Below are 20102 nucleotides of genomic sequence, written 5' to 3' on the forward strand. Positions count from 1 at the left end.
CCCATTGTTGACAACAGTTCGCAACTTGCGCGAAAGCGGCCAAAGCCATGATCAGACAACGCACCCTTAAGAACATCATCCGGGCGACCGGCGTCGGCCTGCACTCGGGGGAGAAGGTCTACCTCACCCTGAAGCCGGCTCCAGTCGACACCGGTATCGTGTTCTGCCGCACCGACCTCGATCCCGTGGTGGAAATTCCCGCCCGTGCCTCGAATGTCGGCGAAACCACGATGTCCACCACCCTGATCAAGGGTGACATCAAGGTGGATACCGTGGAGCATCTGCTCTCGGCCATGGCTGGCCTGGGTATCGACAACGCCTATGTCGAGCTGTCTGCATCGGAAGTACCGATCATGGACGGTAGCGCAGGTCCCTTCGTATTCCTGATTCAGTCCGCCGGCCTGCAAGAGCAGGATGCGGCCAAGAAGTTCATCCGCATCAAACGCGAAGTGACCGTGGAAGAGGGCGACAAGCGCGCCACTTTCGTTCCCTTCGATGGCTTCAAGGTGAGCTTCGAAATCGATTTCGATCACCCGGTTTTCCGTGGCCGTACCCAGAAGGCCGTTGTGGACTTCTCCAGTACCTCCTTCGTCAAGGAAGTCAGCCGCGCGCGTACCTTCGGGTTCATGCGCGACATCGAGATGCTGCGTTCGCAGAACCTGGCGCTCGGTGGCAGCGTGGAGAATGCCATCGTGGTCGACGAGTATCGAGTGCTCAACGAAGATGGTCTTCGTTACGAGGACGAGTTCGTCAAGCACAAGATCCTGGACGCCATCGGTGACCTGTACCTGTTGGGTAACAGCCTCATCGGCGAGTTCATCGGCTACAAGTCCGGTCATGCCCTGAACAACCGTCTGCTGCGGACCCTCATCGCAGACAAGGACGCTTGGGAAGTGGTGACCTTCGAGGACGCCAAGACCGCGCCGATCTCCTACATGCGGCCCGCTGCGGCTGTATAAAGGAACCTCCTCCTTCTGTAATGACTTTCAAAGGCCACCTTCGGGTGGCCTTTTTTTATGCCTGGTCGTCTGGCCTTGTCTTGCGGCTGCGGCTGGCTAGACGTTCGAGAGCGGCCTTCAGCTGCGGATTACTGATGCCTTCGGCGGCTTCGTGGAGTGTTTCGGCTGCGGATTCCGTCAGCTCGACGGTTCGCTTGGGAGTGACCACCTGCGTGCGTGGCTGGACCTTGATCAGGATGCGCGCCAGACCCGCGAACTCATCGAGCGCGCCGAGCTGCCGCAGCAGGCGGTTCTGCTGGTAGCGCAGGCGCGTGGCCCAGTGGCCGTCGGTCACGATCAGCAGCAGGCTGCCTTCGCGCCAGGAGGCGACATGGCAGTGTGGACGGGCTGCAGGCTGCAGTTGAGTCTCCAGCAGTTGCTGAAGGCGATCCAGGCGTTGGGCCTGGACGAAAAGCGATTGAAGGGGCTTGGCTTCGCGCAGCAGTTTGGTCGTTGCCTGGGCGGGCAAGGGGCGGAAGGCCATGAGGAAACCCCGGTCTGAATGAATGACGATGTTAGCAGAAGGGGGGGGCCGAGTGCGCTTCGCTGACCTTGAAGTTCCTCGGCTGCGTCACCATATCTGGCAAACGGATCAAAAGTTGTCTTCCTACGCATTGCCTCGAACGTCGCGGAATGCGAAGCTTCCAAGGATGACCTGGGCACTTTTTTCGCTCACGTTTCCGGGTAGAATGCCCGCTTCGTTGCCGTTCCGCGCCGCGGCCAGCCAGTCGGGCAGCCCTCCAATTTCCCAGTTCGGATGACCCAGTCGATATGTTTGCGCCTTTGTTGAAAAAACTCTTTGGAAGCAAGAACGAGCGCGAAGTAAAGCGCATGGTCAAGCAGGTCCAGGCCATTAATGCGCTCGAGCCCCAGATGGTGGCGCTTTCCGATGAGCAACTGAAGGCCAAGACCGAGGAGTTCAAGGCGCGAGTCGCCAAGGGCGAGACCCTCGACCAGATTCTCCCGGAAGCCTTTGCCGTGGCCCGCGAGGCTGGCAAGCGCGTGATGGGCATGCGTCACTTCGATGTCCAGCTGATCGGCGGCATGACACTGCACGAAGGCAAGATCGCCGAGATGCGTACCGGTGAGGGCAAGACCCTCGTTGGTACCCTGGCGGTGTACCTGAACGCCCTGGCTGGCAAAGGCGTTCACGTCGTTACCGTGAACGATTACCTGGCTCGCCGCGACGCCAACTGGATGCGCCCGCTGTACGAATTCCTCGGCCTGACCGTCGGCATCGTGAGCCCCTTCCAGCCACCGGAGGAGAAGCGTGCGGCTTACGCTTCCGATATCACCTACGGCACCAACAACGAATTCGGCTTCGACTATCTGCGCGACAACATGGCATTCAGCCTGGAAGACAAGTTTCAGCGTGAGCTGAACTTCGCCGTGGTCGACGAAGTGGACTCCATCCTCATCGACGAGGCGCGGACTCCGCTGATCATCTCCGGCCAGGCCGAAGACAGTTCCGAGCTGTACATCAAGATCAACAAGCTGATCCCGCGCCTGAAGCGCCACATCGAAGAAGTCGAAGGCCAGGTGACCCAGCAGGGTCATTTCAGCATCGACGAGAAAACCCGCCAGGTAGAGCTCAACGAGCAGGGCCACCAGTTCATCGAGGAACTGCTGACCCAGAACGGACTTCTGGGCGAAGGCGAGAGCCTTTACTCGGCTCACAACCTCAGCCTGCTGACCCACGTTTACGCTGCGCTGCGTGCCCATGCGCTGTTCCATCGCAACGTCGAATACATCGTGCAGGGCGACCAGGTTCTGCTGATCGACGAGCACACTGGCCGTACCATGCCGGGTCGCCGCCTCTCCGAGGGCCTGCACCAGGCCATCGAAGCCAAGGAAAACCTGCCGATCCAGGCCGAGAGCCAGACCCTGGCCTCAACCACCTTCCAGAACTACTTCCGCCTCTACACCAAGCTGGCCGGCATGACCGGTACCGCTGACACCGAGGCCTTCGAGTTCCGCCAGACCTACGGCCTGGATGTGGTGGTGATACCGACTCACCGTCCGGTTGCCCGTAAGGACTTCAACGACCTGGTCTACCTGACCCAGGATGAGAAGTACGCAGCCATCATCACCGACGTTCAGCAGTGCCAGGCCCTGGGGCGCCCGGTACTGGTGGGTACCGCGTCGGTCGAGACCTCCGAGTACGTCTCGCAACTGCTTGAAAAAGCAGGTATCGAGCACAAGGTCCTGAACGCCAAGTACCACGAGAAGGAAGCCGAGATCATCGCTCAGGCCGGTCGTCCTGGCTCGGTGACTATCGCCACCAACATGGCCGGTCGTGGTACCGACATCCTGCTCGGTGGCAACTGGGAAGTCGAAGTCGCCGCACTGGAAAACCCGACTGACGAGCAGGTTGCGCAGATCAAGGCCGACTGGCAGAAGCGTCACCAGCAGGTCATCGAGGCCGGCGGCCTGCATGTGATCGCTTCGGAGCGTCACGAATCCCGTCGAATCGACAACCAGTTGCGCGGCCGTGCCGGGCGTCAGGGTGACCCGGGCTCCAGCCGCTTCTACCTGTCGCTGGAAGACCACCTGATGCGTATCTTCGCCTCTGACCGGGTGAAGAACTTCATGAAAGCCCTGGGCATGCAGCCGGGCGAGGCGATTGAGCACCGCATGGTGACCAACGCCATCGAGAAGGCGCAGCGCAAGGTCGAGGGCCGCAACTTCGACATTCGTAAGCAACTGCTGGAGTTCGACGACGTCGCCAACGAGCAGCGCAAAGTGATCTATCACATGCGCAATACCCTGCTGGCGGCGGACAACATTGGCGAAACCATCGTTGAGTTCCGCGAGGAAACTCTGAACAACACCATCAGCGAGCACATTCCGCCGCAGTCTCTGCCCGAGCAGTGGGACATCGCCGGACTGGAAGCCTCGCTGTACAGCGATTTCGCTCTGAAGCTGCCGATTCAACAGTGGCTGGACGAAGACGACAAGCTCTACGAAGAAACACTTCGCGAGAAGATCCTCACCGAACTGGTCGCCGCCTACAACGAGAAGGAAGACCTCGCTGGCGCTGAAGCGCTGCGCACCTTCGAGAAGCAGATGCTGCTGCGTGTCCTGGACGACCTGTGGAAGGACCATCTCTCGACGATGGACCACCTGCGCCACGGCATCCATCTGCGCGGCTACGCGCAGAAGAACCCGAAGCAGGAGTACAAGCGCGAGTCGTTCAACCTGTTCCAGGAACTGTTGAACTCCATCAAGCGCGACACCATCCGCGTGCTGTCCTTCGTGCAGGTTCGTCGCGAGGACCCGGCCGAAGAAGAAGCCCGCCTGCGCCGCGAGGCCGAGGAAATGGCCAAACGCATGCAGTTCCAGCATGCCGCTGCGCCGTCCATGGATCAGGCCGCCAGTGACCCGGACGATGAGGGCGAACTGCCGGAAAGCACCGCCAATGTGGTGCCGATGGAGCCGGTGCGCAACGAGCCGAAGATTGGCCGCAACGAGCCGTGCCCCTGCGGTTCGGGCAAAAAGTACAAGCATTGCCACGGTCAGGTGGAATAGCCTCTCCCGACCCTGATACCGACGCCGCGATTGGTCCTGCCTTTCGCGGCGTTTTTCTCATCCGATCCACTGATTCGATAGGAGCGCGTCACATGGCTGTTGGTCTCGGCCCCATGTCCACCCTGCACCCGGTTCCCGGTTTCGAACTCGGCATTGCGTCCGCCGGCATCAAGCGCCCCGGTCGCAAGGACATCGTGGTGATGCGTTGCGCCGAAGGCTCCAGCGTGGCGGGGGTGTTTACCACCAACGCCTTCTGTGCCGCCCCGGTGACCCTGGCGCGCAAACGCTTCCTCGGTCCCGTGCGCTATCTGCTGACCAACACCGGTAACGCCAACGCCGGCACTGGCGAGCCGGGGCTCGCCGCCGCCACCCGTGTCTGTGCCAGGTTGGCCGAGCTGGCCGGCGTGCCGGAGAACGCAGTGCTGCCGTATTCCACCGGCGTGATCGGCGAGCCGCTGCCGGTAGAGAAGATCGAAGCCGCGCTGCCCGCCGCACTGGCCAACCTCTCCGTGGACAACTGGGCCGATGCCGCCGCTGGCATCATGACCACCGACACACTGCCCAAGGGGGCCAGCCGCCAGTTCCAGCACGATGGCGTGACTGTGACCGTCACCGGCATCAGCAAAGGCGCCGGCATGATCAAGCCGAACATGGCCACCATGCTCGGCTACATCGCTACCGACGCGAAGGTCGCCCAGGCTGTACTGCAGGACCTGCTGCGCGACGCGGCGAACAAGTCCTTCAATCGCATCACTATCGATGGCGACACCTCCACCAACGACTGCTGCATGCTGGTCGCCACCGGCCAGGCCGCGCTGCCGGAAATCACCGCTGCCAGCGGTGCGCTGTTTGCCGCACTGAAGCAGGCCGTGCTTGAAGTCTCGATGGAGCTGGCGCAGGCCATCGTTCGTGACGGCGAAGGCGCTACCAAGTTCGTCACCGTACAGGTGAACGGCGGCGCCACTCACCAGGAGTGCCTGGATGTCGGCTATGCCGTGTCCCACTCGCCGTTGATCAAGACCGCGCTGTTCGCCTCCGACCCCAACTGGGGCCGTATCCTCGCCGCCGTCGGCCGTGCCGGCGTGCCGGATCTGGATGTCAGCCTGATCGACGTGTACCTGGACGACGTCTGCATCGCCAGCCGTGGCGGCCGCGCGGCCAGCTACACCGAGGACCAGGGCGCTAAGGTAATGGCCCAGGAAGAGATCACCATTCGTATCGATCTTGGCCGCGGCACCTGCAGCGAGACCATCTGGACCACGGACCTGTCCCACGAGTACGTGAAGATCAACGCGGAATACCGTACCTGATCGCTCGCCAAGCTCCTGGGGCCGACCCGTGTCGGCACCTTGCTTCACTCGGATTCCCGATTTTCATCGAAGGATGAAAATCGGGAATTTGTTTTCATGGCACCCGCGCTCTAAGGTCTCCTGACTGACCCTCAAGAGCATCGCTGCTATGTCGTTTTCCCTGGTTATCGGTAGCAAGAACTACTCCTCCTGGTCCCTGCGTGGCTGGCTGGCCATGCAACTCACGGGCATCGATTTCGAGGAAATCCTGATTCCCCTGGGTGGGCAGGACACCGCGCGACGCATTCGTGAACATTCTCCCAGCGGCAAGGTCCCCGCGCTCAAGTGCGAGGACGGCGTGATCTGGGACTCCCTGGCGATTGCCGAATATCTCGCCGAACGCTTCCCCGAAGCCCATCTCTGGCCCCGCGGCGAAGCCGCTCGCGCGCTGGCCCGTTCGGTTTGTGCTGAAATGCACAGCGGTTTCATGGCGCTGCGTTCGCACATGCCGATGGACCTCCAGCGTAACCAACCCCTGGCACAGGTGCCGGAAGCTGTCGAGGCTGATATCGCTCGCATCGTTGAACTCTGGGCGCTATGCCGCAAGCAGTTCGGCCAGGACGGCCCATTCCTGTTCGGCCACGCCAGTATTGCCGATGCCTTCTACGCCCCTGTGGCCACGCGCCTGCGCAGCTACTGCGTGACCTTGCCGATCGAGGCGCAGAACTACGTCGATACGATCTATGCCTGGCCGGCTTTCCGCCCCTGGCTGGACGCTGCGATGGTCGAACGCGCCTGAAGCTGCAGTCCAATGACGGTAGAATGCCTGCAGAACCAGTTTACGATCTGCTGCGCGTCGAAATCGGTATCGGGATGCTCATTTACTACCTGTAAATTCCGCTCCCTCAACCAATTGATTCGCTGCGCTTTTGCTTCGGACCAGCCTGGGGCTGTCGCTTCGTCGGTGGTTGCGCCTGGCTCTGGCCTGGCTGGCGAGATCGTGAACAGGCCCTTTGCGCGGGCCCTGCCTGAATCGGACTGAGGAGTAGCACTGTGAAACGAGTACATGTCGCCGCCGCCGTGATTCGCGGGCTCGATGGCCGGGTGTTGATCGCCCGCCGTCCGGACGACAAGCACCAGGGAGGCCTCTGGGAGTTTCCCGGTGGCAAGGTTGAAGAGGGCGAAGCGGTTCAGGTTGCCCTGGCGCGGGAGTTGAAGGAGGAGTTGGGCATCGATGTCGAGAAGGCGCGTCCGCTTATCCGCGTCCAGCACGACTACAGTGACAAGCTTGTGCTGCTGGATGTCTGGGAGGTCTGTGCGTTCTCCGGCGCGCCGCATGGCGCCGAGGGGCAGCCGCTGGCCTGGGTCGCGCCGCGGGACCTGGCGGACTATGAGTTCCCGGCTGCCAACGAGCCCATTGTGCAGGCTGCGCGCCTGCCCGACCGTTACCTGATCACCCCGGACGGCCTTGAGACTCCGCAACTGGTGCAGGGCGTCCGCGCCGCCGTCGCCAGCGGTATCCGCCTGATCCAGTTACGTGCGCCGAACATGTACAGCCCCGAGTACCGTGACCTGGCGGTGGATGTGCAGGGCCTCTGTGCCGGCAAGGCGCAACTGATGCTGAAAGGCCCGCTGGAGTGGCTGGGTGATTTCCCGGCGGCTGGCTGGCACCTGACCTCCGAGCAACTGCGCAAGTACGCGCCCAATGGCCGACCATTCCCGCGCGAGCGTCTGCTGGCGGCGTCCTGCCACAACGCCGAAGAGCTGGAGCTGGCGGCCCGCATGGGGGTGGATTTCGTCACCCTGTCGCCGGTACAGCCGACCGAGAGCCACCCCGGCGAGCCTGCTCTGGGCTGGGACGCCGCGGCGGAGTTGATCGAGCGCTTCAACCAGCCGGTATTCCTGCTCGGCGGCGTTGGTCCCCGGGATGTCGAGCGCGCCAGAAACGTCGGTGCGCAGGGTGTGGCCGGGATTCGTGCATTCTGGCCGAAGACAGAGGGCTGACCAACCTCGTGCGTGGGGCGGCGATGGGCATCGCTCCGTTCCACGCCATCTTGCAAGCGTGGATTCCGCGAGAATGTGCACGCGGGCATGTCCCATGCCGACCCGGTGATCAGGCGGGCTTTTTCGCAGCCTGCCAGAGAATCTCTTCCACACCCTGTCGCCGCGCGATAAAGCGTGCCGCCACGAACAGCAGGTCCGACAAGCGGTTCAGGTAGCGTAGCCCGGCACCTTCCAGCTGCTCCTCGGCGTTGAGTTGCTGGCAGCGGCGCTCCGCATTGCGGGCCTGCGCGCGGCACAGGTGCGCCAGCGCAACAAGGCGCGAGCCGCCGGGCAGGATGAAGTTCTTCAGGGGGCCGAGCTCCTCGTTCCAGCGGTCGATAACCTGCTCCAGGCGCTCGACTTCGGCATCGTTCAGCGCACGGTACTCGGGCATGGCCAGCTCGCCACCCAGGTCGAACAGGCGATGCTGGATCGGCGCCAGCACGCAAATCACTTCTTCCAGCGCACTACTGCGCGCTTCGTGCAGACCCGCCAGCAGCAAGCCGAGATGGCTGTTCAACTCGTCCACCGCACCCATCGCTTCGACTCGCGGGTGGTGCTTGGGCACACGGCGGCCATCGGCCAGGCCGGTTTCGCCAGTGTCGCCGGTACGGGTGTAAATCTTCGACAACCTGTTGCCCATGTCTCAGTGCTCCGTGTCGTCGTCTGCCTGCTGGGGCGGCGGCGAGGAGGATTCCGCGCCCAGCGGCAGCCGCAGGGTGAAGCAGGTGCCCTGGCCCAGTTCGGACTGCACCTCCATCTGGCCCTTGTGGTTGTTGGTGATGATGAAATACGAGACCGACAGGCCAAGCCCGGTCCCCTGGCCGACTTCCTTGGTGGTGAAGAAGGGTTCGAAGATGCGCTTGCGCACCTTCTCCGGCATGCCGCAGCCGTTGTCTTCCACCTGGATCTCCGCCCACGGCGGGTTCAGGCGGGTACGCAGGATGATGCGGCCGAATTCGCCTTCCTCCTCGTCGTCGCGCAGGTGAATGGCCTGGGCGGCGTTCTTCAGCAGGTTGAGCAGCACCTGCTCCACCTCGTTGGCGATCACCGGCACCGGCCCCAGGCGCGCGTCGAACTCATGGACGATCTGCAGTGACTTGAAGTCGAAGCCGCCAGTGAGGTCGAAGTCGTTGCCGGCGATCTCCACGGCTTGCTCCAGCAGTGCCGGCAGCTCGCAGGCGGTCATCTGGCGATGGCTGCGGCGGCTGAAGGACAGCATGTGGCTGACGATCTTCGCCGCGCGCGAGCCGGCGTACTGAATACCCTCCATCAGCTTGGGAATCTCCCGGGCTTCCAGGTAGTGATTCAGGTCATCCAGGCGGACCCCGACTTCGCCGGCGACCTCGAGGTTCTTCGGCAGGTCGGGTGACAGGCGGCGGCGGATGTTCTGCACGTTGTGCAGGATCGCCCCCAGCGGGTTGTTGATCTCGTGCGCCATGCCGGCGGCGAGCCCGCCCACGGAGAGCATCTTTTCCGACTGCACCATCAGCTCTTCCATGCCCAGGCGCTCGGTGATGTCGTCGATACGGATCACCGCACCGCGGCCGGTGCCACCCATCAGCGGGTAGAAGGTCAGGGCGTAGTGGCGTGGCGCGTCGGTCAGCGCCCAGGTCACGCGCTCGACGCGCTCTACCTTGTGCTGCTCGGCGGCGCGGGTGAGTTGCGGCAGGAACGGCTTGAGCGATGGGAAGGCAAGGAACACCGGCTGGTTCACGGCGTCGTCCAGGCTGGTGCCGGAGAGCTGGCTGGCTTCCTGGTTCCACTGGGTGACGTAGAGTTGCTCGTCCACCGCGATCAGCGCCGATGGCATGGAGTCGATGATGCTGTTGAGGTAGTGCTGGAAGCCGGTGAGCTTCTTCTCGATCTTGCTGCGCACCTGGACTTCCAACTCCAGCTTGCGGTTGGAGCGGCGAGTTTCCTCAGCCAGCGATTGGGCTTGCTCCACCGCTTCCTGGGCGTCGTCGCGGGCGCGCTTGAGCTGCTGCTCGCGGGCCTCGATGCGAGTCAGCATGGTATTGAAGGCATCGGCGAGGCGGCCGATTTCGTCGGCATTACCGCGCTCGGCGCGCAGCGCGTAATTCTCTTCGCGGGTGACCTGGCGTGACAGCTCTTCCAGGCTGCGGATGGGCCGGGTGATAAGGCGGCGGATCTGCTGGGCGATCAGCAACCAGAGCAGCACGCTGACCGCCAGGATCACCAGGCTCGCGGTCAGCGTGCCGGTGTAGAACGCGCCGGGCAGTTCGCTGCTGGCTACCAGCAGCAGATAGCCACTGTTGCGGCCGGGCTGGGGGAGTTCGAACAGGGCGTTGAGGCGGTATTCGTGCTGGCGCCAGCGCTCCAGGTGGTCCAATCGTTCCGGCAAGGCGACCGGACCGTCGCCCGGCGTCTGGGCGATACGTTCGCCGTTGCTGTCATAGAGCGCAGCGGCGCGCAACGGCTGGTAGTCGTCGAGCTGACGCAGCAGCACCTGGGCCTGGGTGGGCGAGGAGAGTGCCGGCTCGCTGAGTGCCGGGTTGGCGATCAGCCTGCCGATGGTCTGCAACGCCTGCGGTGCGACGCTGTCCTGGGAAATCCAGTAGGCGGCGCTGATGAACGCGAGGTTGGCTACCAGCATGACGGTAGCCAGCAGAACCAGCAGGGCGGCGAGGATTTTCTGGCCGACGGGCAGGTCTTCCAGGCGCTTGCGCAGGTTCAAGGGGGAAGGCATGGGCGTGACCGCAGTAAAAACAGGGAGGCGGGCAGGGTAGCCCGCGATCAGGTGTCGGGCAATCCGCGTGCCTGCAGATACGCGCGCAGGCGCTCGTGAAGCGCGCGCAGCAACGGCAGGGAAAGGCGCAGGCGGTCGCCTTCGCGGCAGGCGTGGCCGAGCAGGTAGGCGATTTCGCTGCGCCTGCCGTTGGCTACGTCCTGGTACATCGAGGAATAGTTCGCCGCAGTGGCGGCGATGACCCGTTCGACATCGTCCTGCAGCTCCCGGGCGGCGCTATCGAATCCGGAAGCGTGCAGCAGTTGTCCGAGTTCGTCGCACAATCCGGCAACCTCGGCGGGGTGCGCGGCCAGTTCGCCATTACGGCACTGATGGAGAACGGTCAGCGGGTTTATCGCGCAGTTCAGCGCCAGTTTGCGCCAGAGGCGTTCGAGGATGTTTCCGCTCCATTGCAGGGGGATCCCGGCGCCTTGCAGTTCGGCAAGCCAGCCCGGCGCCGGCCCGCCCAGTTCGTCACCGAGCCAGGTTTCGCCGCGCCCGGCGAACACCACGCGGTAGTCCGCCGCGCGGAATGCACCTTCCGTGCTGGAGGCATACAGGCAGCGCGCGCGAGGCAGATGGGCGGCCACCGCCTGCTGGCTACCCAGACCGTTCTGCAGCAGGATCAGTTCGGCGCCAGGAGCCAGTCTCGCGGCAACACTGGCGGCTGCCGCTTCGGCATCGTAGGCCTTGCAGGCAAGCAGGAGACGGTGAATCTGGGCGCCCTGGGCGGCGGTTTCCGCCGGAATCGGGTAGAGGCTTTCCCGGCCATCTTCAGCCAGCGTGATGCCGCCGAGCGCGCGATAGGCGTTGAGGCGCTGGCGATCACGCAGCAGAAGGCGCACTGGCAGGCCCGCGCGGGAAAGACGGGCGGCCCAGAGGGATCCGAGGCTGCCGGCACCGAGGATGTACCAGATCATGGGAGGAACTTCGCGAACGTCGAGGGCTTACCGCGAAGTCTAGCGCAGACCGGTCAGGCGGCTGGCATTGATTCGTCCGCTGGCATAGGCGTCGGGCAACAGGGCGCGGGCCTGCTGCATCAGTTGTTCGACCTCCAGCGGCAACGCCTTGGCGTCCATGCCTACCAGGCTGATGCCGGCCTTGAGGGTGATAAAGCCTTCGCTGGTCTTGAATGCCTTGAGGTTGAGGCCGTCGTGCAGGCGGCGGAAGCTGCTGGGGGAGCACTCCTGGAGGTCTTCGAGCAGGGTGATCAGGGCGAAATGCTCGTCATCCAGGCGCGTCAGTACGTCGAGTGGACGTACCAGTTGCTGCAGGCGCCGGGCGACTCCGTGCAGCAGTTCGCCCTGGAACGATGGGCCATGCTGGCGACCCAGCGTGGCCAGCTCGGGGATACCGATCAGCATGTAGCACACCGCCCCCCCGCGGGACTCCACCTGGCGGATGCTGTCGGCCAGCTTCTGCCGCAGGTAGCGCTGGTTGCCCAGGCCGGTGGCGCTGTCCACCAGATTGCGCTCCTCCAGGCTGGTTATGTTTTCGGTGAGCAGGCGGTTTTCCATCAACAGGCGCAGCAGGGTGTTGCTCAGGCGGTCCGCCGCCAGCACGCGGGGCACCAGTTGTTCGTTCATGGCGGACTTGCTGACGAAGTCGTCGACACCCCGGTCGAAGGCCTCGGCCAGGGCGTTGTCGCCTTCCTTGCCGGTGAGCAGGATGATGTAGGTGTAGTGGTCGCCGCTCTCATCTAGCTGGCGCACGCGGGCGGTCAGCTCCAGGCCGTCCATTTCGGGCATCAGCCAGTCGGCGAGGAGGACGCTGACGGGTTCTTTCTCCAACTGCTGGAGCGCTTCGCTGGCGCTGCTGGCGAAGCGGACATTCTGATAGCCAGCCTGGCTCAGCGCGCGGCCGATCATGGCACTGGAGAACTTGGCATCGTCGACCACCAGGATACTGAGATGGTTGGTTGGCATTTAAAGGCTCGTAAACGGGTGGGAAATGCCGGCTATTGATCGTACGGGGCCGGGCGCAGTCTTGTCGGTCAGTTATAATGACCGCGCATTTTTATCGTCAAGCCAGGCGCGGCCCCGTCTGTGAACCGGGTCGCGCCGTCCATCTGGAGAGATGTCATGCCTTCGTTCGACGTGGTGTCCGAACTGGACAAACACGAACTGACCAACGCCCTGGACAATGCTGCCAAGGAACTGGACCGCCGTTTCGACCTGAAGGGCAAGTGCAGCTTCGAAGCCAAGGACAAGTCTGTCACCCTGACCGCCGAAGCGGACTTCATGCTGGAGCAGATGCTCGACATTCTTCGTGCCAGCCTGATCAAGCGCAAGATCGACAGTCAGTGCATGGAAATCAAGGATTCTTTTGCCTCCGGCAAGGTGGTCAAGCAGGAAGTGAACTTCCGCGAGGGCATCGACAAGGATCTGGCGAAGAAGATCGTCGGCCTGATCAAGGACAAGAAGCTGAAAGTCCAGGCTGCCATCCAGGGCGAGCAGGTACGTGTCACCGGCAAGAAGCGTGACGACCTGCAGGAAGCCATCGCGCTGCTGCGTGGCGAGTCGCTGGGCATGCCGCTGCAGTTCAACAATTTCCGCGACTGACGCGCAGGGAACCCGGAACCGCGTCGCACCGTCTCATCTAGCGATGCAGTGCCGATTCGAGCCGCCACGGCCCAGGCCGTGGCGGTGTCGTTTCCGGTAGTCGGAAATCGGTCGGCGCAATGTCGGCCAGACCAGAAAGGGGAATGTATTCATGGATATCAATTACGACGGACTGGTGAAGTCGGCCGAATCCTGGCTGCCGGTGGTGCTGGCCTACAGTGGTCAGATCGTGCTGGCGCTGATCACGTTGCTGGTTGGCTGGTGGCTGATCAATACGCTCACCTCGCGTGTCGGCGGCCTGCTCGCCAGTCGCCATGTCGACCGTACGCTGCGTGGATTCGTCGGCAGCCTGGTGAACATCATCCTGAAGATCCTGCTGATGGTCAGCGTGGCCTCCATGATCGGCATCCAGACCACCAGTTTCGTCGCTGCCATCGGTGCCGCCGGCCTGGCGATCGGTCTGGCGCTTCAGGGCAGCCTGTCGAATTTCGCCGGTGGCGTGCTGATCCTGTTGTTCCGTCCGTTCAAGGTGGGCGACTGGATCGAGGCGCAGGGTGTGTCGGGTACGGTGGATAGCATCCTGATCTTCCATACCGTCCTGCGCACCGGCGACAACAAGCGGGTGATCGTGCCGAACGGTGCGCTGTCCAATGGCACCATCACCAACTATTCCGCCGAGCCGCAGCGCAAGGTGGTGTTCGATGTCGGTGTCGACTACGAGGCTGACCTCAAGCACGCTCAGGGGATTCTTCTGGAACTGGCCAAGGACCCGCGCGTACTGCGCGATCCGGCGCCGGTCGCGGTGGTGAGCAACCTTGGCGAGAGTGCGATCACTCTGTCGCTGCGTGTCTGGGTGAAGAACGCCGACTACTGGGACGTGATGTTCCTGTTCAATGAGACGGCCCGCGATGCGCTGGGCAAGCACGGTATCGGCATTCCGTTCCCGCAGCGGGTGGTGAAGGTCGTGAAGGGCGAGATGGTCGACGTCGGCTGACGTCGCTTGTCGCAGCATGAAAAAGGCCGGCAATCGCCGGCCTTTTTCATGGGCGTCATTGACGCTCCGCGCTGGCGTGGGCCTGTGCGTCGGGTTGTTCCTGGGGCGCTCCATTGGTCATGTCGCCGCGGTTGCGCAACCATAGCCAGCCGATCAGCACCAGGGTCGGCAGCCCCAGAACGGCGGTGAAGAAGAAGAACCGCTCGTAGCCCATGCCTTCGACCATCGCCCCCGAGTAGCCGCCGATGAAGCGCGGCAGCAGCAGCATGGTGGAGCTGAGCATCGCGTACTGGGTCGCGGAGAATTTCAGGTTGGTCAGGCTCGACAGATAGGCGACGAACGCCGAGGTGGCGAGGCCGCCGCTGAAGTTGTCGAGCATGATGGTCAGCACCAGCATGGTGACGTGCGGTTCGAGAATCCTGAGCAGGGCGAACACATTCTGGCTGATCAGGTGCGGGTCTTCGATAGCGCCCATCTGCGCCAGCATGGCGAACAGAATGTTGGTTGCCGCCGACGCTGCGCCGCCGATGAAGAGGATGGGCAGGATGCTGAAGCGAGCGATGAGCACGCCGCCGGCAGCCGCGCCGACGAGTGTCATGATCACGCCGAACAGCTTGCTGACGGTGGCGATGGTGTCCTTGGAAAAGCCCATGTCGATGTAGAACACGCTGGCCATCGTGCCCATCACGGTGTCCGACATCCGATAGGTGGATATCAGCCCGAGCAGCAGCAGCGCCTGCCAGCGGTAGCGGCGGACGAACTCGGTGATCGGCGTGAGCACCGGCGCCATCAGCAGGCGGCCCGGCGCCGAGATGCAGCTCAGGGCGATCAGCATGTACAGCGAGGCCAGCCACCACTTGCCGACGCTGACCATGTTGAAGAACGCAGTCCCGGTCACCAGCAGGATGATCAGGACCATCACCGACACAGCCTGGTGGACGAAGTCGAACTGCGGCAGCCCTTTGCCGTGTACGGCGAGCAGCAGCGGGCGACGGACCTTCGACAGCAACTCGCGCACCGGCCGGATCTGTCGGCGGCCATGAGGCGTCATGCAGATGCCGATGAAGATGGCGTAGAGCGCGGCGCGCGGCCAGGCCTGGTTGGTCAGGGCGGTCAGCATCGCCGGAACGGAGATCAGCAGTACCAGCAGTTGCAGCACCGAGAGCAACTGGTGGTTGAAGGCGAATGCCGAGCTGCCGGCCTGCGGCTGCACGTTCACTGGCGGTTCGCGCATCAGCAGGGTGGTGATCAGGCCGGGCAGGATCAGCAGGGCGCACACCGCGTAGGTCATGCCCCAGGCTGCCTGGCTGTAGTTCAGGGCGGATGAGCCGCCCCATTCGGCGAGGAACAGCGCGCCGGCGGTGGCCATCAGCACGGCGACCCGATAGCCGGTCATGTAGCAGGCGGCGAGGGCGGCCTGGCGGGTGTTCTCGGCGATTTCCAGGCGGTACGCGTCGATGGCGATGTCCTGGGTGGCGGAGGCGAACGCCACGACCATCGCCAGGGCAATCAGCCAGTTCAGGTGCGCCTGCGGGTTGCACAGGGCCATGCCGAGCAGCCCGAGGGCGATCAGGCCCTGGGAAAACACCAGCCAGGAGCGGCGTCGGCCGAGCCGGCCGATGATCGGCAGGCGCCATTGGTCGAGCATGGGCGACCAGACCCACTTGAAGGCGTAGACGAGCCCGATCCAACTGGCGAAACCGATGGTTTCCCGTGCCACGCCCGCTTCCCGCAGCCACACCGAAAGGGTGGACAGCACCAGCATGTATGGCAGGCCGGCGGCGAATCCCAGCAGCAAAAGCGCGAGGCTGGCGGGAGACTTGTAGGCAATCCATGCCTCTCGCCAGGAATGCTCTTTCATGGGGGTTGTGTTCCAGCAGGTAGAAAATTACGCGAACTCTACTAGCTCTGCTCGCCGCTAGGCCAGCCGTGCCGATGTATGTCCACCCGATCGTTATGGATCCGGACTCCTTCTGCGCGCAAACGTGCTCGCTGCTCGTTCCCGGAGGGGCTGCCCAGCGGCAGGCTGATGCGCCCGCCGGCGGCGATGACGCGGTGCCAGGGCAGGCGGGTATCTTCCGGCAATTGTCCGAGAATACGTCCAACCAGGCGAGCGGCGCGGCCCAGGCCGGCCAGGCGGGCCAGTTGGCCGTAGCTGACGACGAACCCTTCGGGTACCTGGGCGAGTACCAGGAAAATCGCTTCGCGGCGCACCTGCAGACTTTCCAGTCCGAGGTCGGCGGCGGGAGCGGGGGAAGCAGGCTTGCGCTTGGGCATGGGAAATCACGGTTTCGGCTTACCGAGCAGCATATCGGGATGTCGGAGGCGGGCAAACCGTTGCCCGACCCAGCAAGTGCTGTGACTGGTGTTTCGGAGCGACGTTCAACACCTGGCGCAGGCTCCATTCCGCGCCGCGGCGGGGGAGCATTGCGCGAGTTGGGCGGCGTCCCTTTTGTCAGGGAACATGAACTCCCTGCAGATGGGCCGGTCAGTCGTTGCTCTAGTGTCGGGTATCTGGATAATGCCCGGCTTTTTTGCCCACTGAGCCAGTTGAACCAGACTCATGTTGTCCAGAACCCTGCTGTGTACCGTCCTTGCAAGTTGTTCTCTGTCTGCCGTCGCCGATACCGTCTGGTTGAAGAATGGCGACCGCCTTACTGGCACCATCAAGCTGTACGACGGTGGCAGGCTGCTGCTGAGCACCGACTATGGCGGAGAGATCAGTCTCAAGTGGGACAAGATCGCTACCCTCGAGACCGACCAGAATCTGCTGGTGAAGTACGACGAAGAGAAAGGCGAGCACTCCAAGGGCATCAAGGCGGCGGAGCAGGGCAAGGTCACGCTGGTCAACGGATCCCCGCGTACGGTGGACATGGCCAGCATCGAACAGATGATGCCGCCCAAGCCAGTCCTCGAGGATTGGGTATGGACCGGCAACGTCGACTTCTCGCTGGATCACAAGCAGGCCGAGAACGATGTCGAGGACTATGACATCGACTTCAAGACCAATGCGCGTCATGGCCGCTGGCGGCATAACCTGCAGGGTGAGTACAACCGCGAGAAGAAGAACGACCAGGTCAGCACCAACAACTATTCGGCGCAGTACGCCCTGGACCGATTCCTCGACGAGCACTGGTTCTGGCAGGGGCAGGCGCAGTACAAGCGCGACTGGATCGAGGACCTGGCGAAGAAACGTACCGTCGGCACCGGCCCGGGCTATCAGTTCTGGGACAACGAACTCGGCGCGTTCTCCCTGGCTGCGCTGGTCAACCGCAACGACTACGAGTTCGTCGACGACGAGAAGGATCACTTCTATTCCAGCAGCGTGAAGTGGGACTACAACCGCTATCTGCTGGCCAAGCAGTTCGAACTGTTCACCAACGGGGAGATCAGCAAGCCGCTGGAATCCAATGTCGATTACGAGCTGGAGAGCGAGGCGGGCGTGCGCTACAAGCTGACATCCTGGGCTTCCCTGAGCCTCAAGGCGGAATGGGACAAGCTCAGTGGCCACGATGGCGACGTCAACGAGCGTCGCTACACGCTCGGCCTGGGTGTCGGCTGGTAGCTTTGCACTCCGGTGAAAACGAAAAAGCCCCGCGATCGCGGGGCTTTTCATAGGGGCGGTGCTTACAGACGCAGGCCGCCGTCGAGCTCCAGCACACGACCGGTGTAGTAGTCGTTTTCCAGGATGTAGGCCACCGAGTGAGCGATTTCCAGGGGCTTGCCCAGGCGCTTGAGCGGAATGCCGGCGGTCATCTTCTCCAGAGCCTCGGGCTTCATGCTGGCGACCATGTCGGTCTCGATGAAGCCGGGAGCCACGCCCGCCACGCGGATGCCGTAGCGCGCCAGTTCCTTCGCCCACACCACGGTGTCGGCGGCGACGCCGGCCTTGGCCGCGGAATAGTTGGCCTGGCCCATGTTGCCGGCACGGGAAATCGAGGAAATGTTGATGATCGCGCCTTCGTTCTTCAGCTCGATCATCTTCGCCGCCACTTCGCGGGTGCAGAGGAACACGCCGGTCAGGTTGACGTCGATGACAGCCTGCCACTGGGCCAGGCTCATCTTGCTCATTTCGCCGTCCTTGACCTTGATGGTCAGACCGTCGCGCAGGATGCCGGCGTTGTTGACCAGGCCGTTGATAGCGCCGAAGTCGCTGGCGACCTGGGCCACCATGTGGGTAACCTGTTCTTCATTGGCGACGTTGCACAGATAGGCGCGGGCGTCACCGCCGGCGGCCTTGCAGGCGGCCACGGCTTCGTCCAGTTTTTCGGCGTTGAGGTCAACCAGCGCGACGCGGGCGCCCTTGCCGGCGAGGTACTCGCCCATTGCACGGCCCAGGCCCTGGCAGCCGCCGGTGATGATGATGACCTTGTCTTTCAATTGCATCGGAACAACCCCACGAACAGTTTCTGGTGAAAGGCCCCGCCGGCAGCTGTGAACAGAGTCATCCTGCCCGTCCGTTTACGACGGATTCTTTGCGAGGAGTCATAAGTTGAGCGTGAAAGCTGCCAAGCATGCCCGAGAATTGCTGCTCAAGGAATACCGCGGTGTCCTATCGACCCACTCGAAGAAGTGGCCGGGATTCCCCTTCGGCTCGGTAGTGCCCTACTGCCTGGACGAGGCCGGCCGGCCGCTGGTCCTGATCAGCCGGATTGCCCAGCACACCCACAACCTGCTGCAAGACCCCAAGTGCTCGCTGCTGATCGGCGAGCGCGGCGCCGATGACATCCAGGCCGCGGGGCGGCTGACGTTACTGGCAGAGGCGCGGCAGATCGAGGACATCGACGCCATCGCCGGCGCTGCCGAACGGTATTACCGATACTTTCCCGGTTCTCAGGACTACCACATCGTCCACGACTTCGACTTCTGGGTGCTGCAGCCGGTGCAGTGGCGCTTTATCGGCGGCTTCGGCGACATCCACTGGCTGGGTGCCGACAGCGTGCCGCTGGCAAACCCATTTGTCGGCGAGGCGGAGAAGAGCATGGTGGAGCACATGAACAGCGATCATGCCGATGCGGTGGCGCATTATGTCGAGCTGGCCGGGCTGCCGACTGGCGTGGCTGTGGAGCTGGCGGGAATTGATACTGAAGGTTTCCATCTGCGCATCGGCCAGAGCCTCCACTGGCTGCCGTTTCCAGCGCCGTGCGGCAATCCTGGCGCGGTTCGCCAGGCTCTGGTGCAGCTCGCCCGTGCCGACGTCTGGCCGGGTAACGAAGTCATCCAGGCTTGATTGTCGGACTTGAAAACACGGCGGGGCGTCGCCACCTAACTTGCTACCCGGGCAAACGCCCCGCCAAGGATTCATCGATGCGAGTTCCCCTGTTTCTGATTCTTCTGTTCCCGCTGATCGAGCTGGCCGTGATGATCAAGGTCGGCAGCGTGATCGGTGTGGGGTGGACCCTTCTGCTGATCATCGCCGGCGCCTTCATCGGTGCGGCGGTGCTGCGTGTGGCGGGCGTAGCCACTGCACTTCGTGCCCGCGAGCGCCTGAACCGCGGCGAGCTTCCCGAGCAGGAAATGCTCGAAGGACTGGTCATAGCCCTCGGTGGCGGCCTGCTGATGCTGCCGGGCTTCATTAGCGATGTGTTCGGCATTCTCTGCCTGATTCCCTTCACTCGCCGGCTGATGCTCGGTCGTGTGCGCCAGCGCATGCAGGAGCAGGCCGAGCGCCGCCGTGCTTTCGCCGACGACCCGGCTGCCCAGCATCGCGGCGGTCCCAATGTGATTGAAGGCGAGTACCAGCGTCGCGAGGAAAACCAGGACCGTCTGCGTTGAGTACGGGCGGGTTTTCCTGCCCGCTGCTCCCTTCGTGGTGAAATATTTTTCCTTCACACACTTGAAATGCCTTCTGGTGACCTTATGTACCGGTCACCGCAAGGTCCCTGTCGGTCAGACAGGCTGCTCTTTTCGCGACTCGCCCGTCGGGTCGCAAACCGGCAC

The 20102-nt window shown here is 63.1% G+C and carries 18 protein-coding genes; 10 read left to right on the plus strand and 8 right to left on the minus strand.

From position 1 onward, the window contains the following. Nucleotides 1-47: 47 nt before the first annotated feature. The gene (lpxC, locus tag OU419_RS05790; protein WP_254470955.1) at nt 48-959 is read left to right on the plus strand and encodes a UDP-3-O-acyl-N-acetylglucosamine deacetylase; all 912 of its coding nucleotides are present in this window, start codon (nt 48-50) and stop codon (nt 957-959) included. A 55-nt stretch (nt 960-1014) separates the two neighbouring features. On the opposite strand, the gene OU419_RS05795 is transcribed toward lpxC, so the two are convergent. Beyond that, a complete protein-coding gene (locus OU419_RS05795) occupies nt 1015-1482 on the minus strand; it encodes a DUF721 domain-containing protein (protein ID WP_254470954.1) in 468 nt (155 codons plus the stop codon). Nucleotides 1483-1769: 287 nt separating this feature from the next. Here OU419_RS05795 and secA point away from each other — a divergent pair, with 287 nt between their 5' ends. The 4 genes from secA to OU419_RS05815 all read left to right on the plus strand — a co-directional run bounded on the left by secA (nt 1770) and on the right by OU419_RS05815 (nt 7819). Next, on the plus strand, nt 1770-4526 hold the full coding sequence (gene secA, locus OU419_RS05800) for a preprotein translocase subunit SecA (protein ID WP_254470953.1): 2757 nt from the start codon (nt 1770-1772) through the stop codon (nt 4524-4526). A 92-nt stretch (nt 4527-4618) separates the two neighbouring features. Further along, nucleotides 4619-5836, plus strand: a complete 1218-nt coding sequence (gene argJ / locus OU419_RS05805) for a bifunctional glutamate N-acetyltransferase/amino-acid acetyltransferase ArgJ (protein WP_254470952.1) — start codon at nt 4619-4621, stop codon at nt 5834-5836. 148 nt (nt 5837-5984) lie between these two features. Next, complete coding sequence (locus OU419_RS05810; protein WP_254470951.1) at nt 5985-6614, plus strand: glutathione S-transferase family protein; 630 nt, start codon at nt 5985-5987, stop codon at nt 6612-6614. Nucleotides 6615-6868: 254 nt separating this feature from the next. Next, nucleotides 6869-7819, plus strand: a complete 951-nt coding sequence (locus OU419_RS05815; RefSeq protein ID WP_254470950.1) for a Nudix family hydrolase — start codon at nt 6869-6871, stop codon at nt 7817-7819. A gap of 109 nt (nt 7820-7928) precedes the next feature. Here the strand turns inward: OU419_RS05815 and OU419_RS05820 are convergent, their stop codons facing one another. The 4 genes from OU419_RS05820 to OU419_RS05835 are packed head-to-tail and all read right to left on the minus strand — an operon-like array spanning nt 7929 to nt 12532. After that, complete coding sequence (locus OU419_RS05820) at nt 7929-8501, minus strand: cob(I)yrinic acid a,c-diamide adenosyltransferase (RefSeq protein WP_254470949.1); 573 nt, start codon at nt 8499-8501, stop codon at nt 7929-7931. Nucleotides 8502-8504: 3 nt separating this feature from the next. Further along, entirely contained in the window at nt 8505-10556 is a 2052-nt protein-coding gene (locus OU419_RS05825; RefSeq protein WP_254471394.1) for a sensor histidine kinase, read from the minus strand. Nucleotides 10557-10615: 59 nt separating this feature from the next. Then, a complete protein-coding gene (locus tag OU419_RS05830) occupies nt 10616-11527 on the minus strand; it encodes a putative 2-dehydropantoate 2-reductase (protein ID WP_254470947.1) in 912 nt (303 codons plus the stop codon). A 39-nt stretch (nt 11528-11566) separates the two neighbouring features. Continuing rightward, nucleotides 11567-12532: a response regulator gene (locus OU419_RS05835; protein ID WP_408004923.1), complete on the minus strand. Its 966-nt coding sequence runs from the start codon at nt 12530-12532 to the stop codon at nt 11567-11569. A 156-nt stretch (nt 12533-12688) separates the two neighbouring features. Here OU419_RS05835 and OU419_RS05840 point away from each other — a divergent pair, with 156 nt between their 5' ends. Next, nucleotides 12689-13168, plus strand: coding sequence for a YajQ family cyclic di-GMP-binding protein (locus OU419_RS05840; RefSeq protein ID WP_254470945.1), 480 nt, complete (start codon nt 12689-12691; stop codon nt 13166-13168). Nucleotides 13169-13319: 151 nt separating this feature from the next. Then, the gene (locus OU419_RS05845) at nt 13320-14162 is read left to right on the plus strand and encodes a mechanosensitive ion channel family protein (protein ID WP_254470943.1); all 843 of its coding nucleotides are present in this window, start codon (nt 13320-13322) and stop codon (nt 14160-14162) included. A gap of 55 nt (nt 14163-14217) precedes the next feature. Here the strand turns inward: OU419_RS05845 and OU419_RS05850 are convergent, their stop codons facing one another. Together OU419_RS05850 and OU419_RS05855 are read right to left on the minus strand one after the other, a co-directional pair. Continuing rightward, entirely contained in the window at nt 14218-16023 is a 1806-nt protein-coding gene (locus OU419_RS05850) for an AmpG family muropeptide MFS transporter (RefSeq protein ID WP_254470941.1), read from the minus strand. A 41-nt stretch (nt 16024-16064) separates the two neighbouring features. Next, nucleotides 16065-16439, minus strand: a complete 375-nt coding sequence (locus OU419_RS05855) for an MGMT family protein (protein ID WP_254470940.1) — start codon at nt 16437-16439, stop codon at nt 16065-16067. 286 nt (nt 16440-16725) lie between these two features. Here OU419_RS05855 and OU419_RS05860 point away from each other — a divergent pair, with 286 nt between their 5' ends. Beyond that, nucleotides 16726-17727 carry a DUF481 domain-containing protein gene (locus tag OU419_RS05860; RefSeq protein WP_254470939.1) on the plus strand — a complete coding sequence of 334 codons (1002 nt, stop codon included), beginning with the start codon at nt 16726-16728 and terminating at the stop codon, nt 17725-17727. Nucleotides 17728-17789: 62 nt separating this feature from the next. Here the strand turns inward: OU419_RS05860 and OU419_RS05865 are convergent, their stop codons facing one another. Further along, nucleotides 17790-18548, minus strand: a complete 759-nt coding sequence (locus OU419_RS05865; protein WP_254470937.1) for an SDR family oxidoreductase — start codon at nt 18546-18548, stop codon at nt 17790-17792. A gap of 106 nt (nt 18549-18654) precedes the next feature. Between OU419_RS05865 and OU419_RS05870 the strand changes: the two genes are divergently transcribed. Together OU419_RS05870 and OU419_RS05875 are read left to right on the plus strand one after the other, a co-directional pair. Then, complete coding sequence (locus OU419_RS05870) at nt 18655-19392, plus strand: HugZ family pyridoxamine 5'-phosphate oxidase (RefSeq protein WP_254470936.1); 738 nt, start codon at nt 18655-18657, stop codon at nt 19390-19392. A 77-nt stretch (nt 19393-19469) separates the two neighbouring features. Then, nucleotides 19470-19937: an FxsA family protein gene (locus OU419_RS05875; protein ID WP_254470934.1), complete on the plus strand. Its 468-nt coding sequence runs from the start codon at nt 19470-19472 to the stop codon at nt 19935-19937. The last annotated feature ends 165 nt before the right edge of the window (nt 19938-20102 follow it).

Source organism: Pseudomonas triclosanedens (genome assembly GCF_026686735.1).
GTDB lineage: Bacteria > Pseudomonadota > Gammaproteobacteria > Pseudomonadales > Pseudomonadaceae > Pseudomonas > Pseudomonas triclosanedens.

What these genes read in the sequence shown, in the direction of transcription:
- lpxC (WP_254470955.1), top strand. Translation starts at nt 48, where the DNA reads ATGATCAGACAACGCACCCTTAAGAACATCATCCGGGCGACCGGCGTC.
- OU419_RS05795 (WP_254470954.1), bottom strand. Translation starts at nt 1,482, where the DNA reads ATGGCCTTCCGCCCCTTGCCCGCCCAGGCAACGACCAAACTGCTGCGC.
- secA (WP_254470953.1), top strand. Translation starts at nt 1,770, where the DNA reads ATGTTTGCGCCTTTGTTGAAAAAACTCTTTGGAAGCAAGAACGAGCGC.
- argJ (WP_254470952.1), top strand. Translation starts at nt 4,619, where the DNA reads ATGGCTGTTGGTCTCGGCCCCATGTCCACCCTGCACCCGGTTCCCGGT.
- OU419_RS05810 (WP_254470951.1), top strand. Translation starts at nt 5,985, where the DNA reads ATGTCGTTTTCCCTGGTTATCGGTAGCAAGAACTACTCCTCCTGGTCC.
- OU419_RS05820 (WP_254470949.1), bottom strand. Translation starts at nt 8,501, where the DNA reads ATGGGCAACAGGTTGTCGAAGATTTACACCCGTACCGGCGACACTGGC.
- OU419_RS05830 (WP_254470947.1), bottom strand. Translation starts at nt 11,527, where the DNA reads ATGATCTGGTACATCCTCGGTGCCGGCAGCCTCGGATCCCTCTGGGCC.
- OU419_RS05835 (WP_408004923.1), bottom strand. Translation starts at nt 12,532, where the DNA reads ATGCCAACCAACCATCTCAGTATCCTGGTGGTCGACGATGCCAAGTTC.
- OU419_RS05840 (WP_254470945.1), top strand. Translation starts at nt 12,689, where the DNA reads ATGCCTTCGTTCGACGTGGTGTCCGAACTGGACAAACACGAACTGACC.
- OU419_RS05845 (WP_254470943.1), top strand. Translation starts at nt 13,320, where the DNA reads ATGGATATCAATTACGACGGACTGGTGAAGTCGGCCGAATCCTGGCTG.
- OU419_RS05850 (WP_254470941.1), bottom strand. Translation starts at nt 16,023, where the DNA reads ATGAAAGAGCATTCCTGGCGAGAGGCATGGATTGCCTACAAGTCTCCC.
- OU419_RS05855 (WP_254470940.1), bottom strand. Translation starts at nt 16,439, where the DNA reads ATGCCCAAGCGCAAGCCTGCTTCCCCCGCTCCCGCCGCCGACCTCGGA.
- OU419_RS05860 (WP_254470939.1), top strand. Translation starts at nt 16,726, where the DNA reads ATGTTGTCCAGAACCCTGCTGTGTACCGTCCTTGCAAGTTGTTCTCTG.
- OU419_RS05865 (WP_254470937.1), bottom strand. Translation starts at nt 18,548, where the DNA reads ATGCAATTGAAAGACAAGGTCATCATCATCACCGGCGGCTGCCAGGGC.
- OU419_RS05875 (WP_254470934.1), top strand. Translation starts at nt 19,470, where the DNA reads ATGCGAGTTCCCCTGTTTCTGATTCTTCTGTTCCCGCTGATCGAGCTG.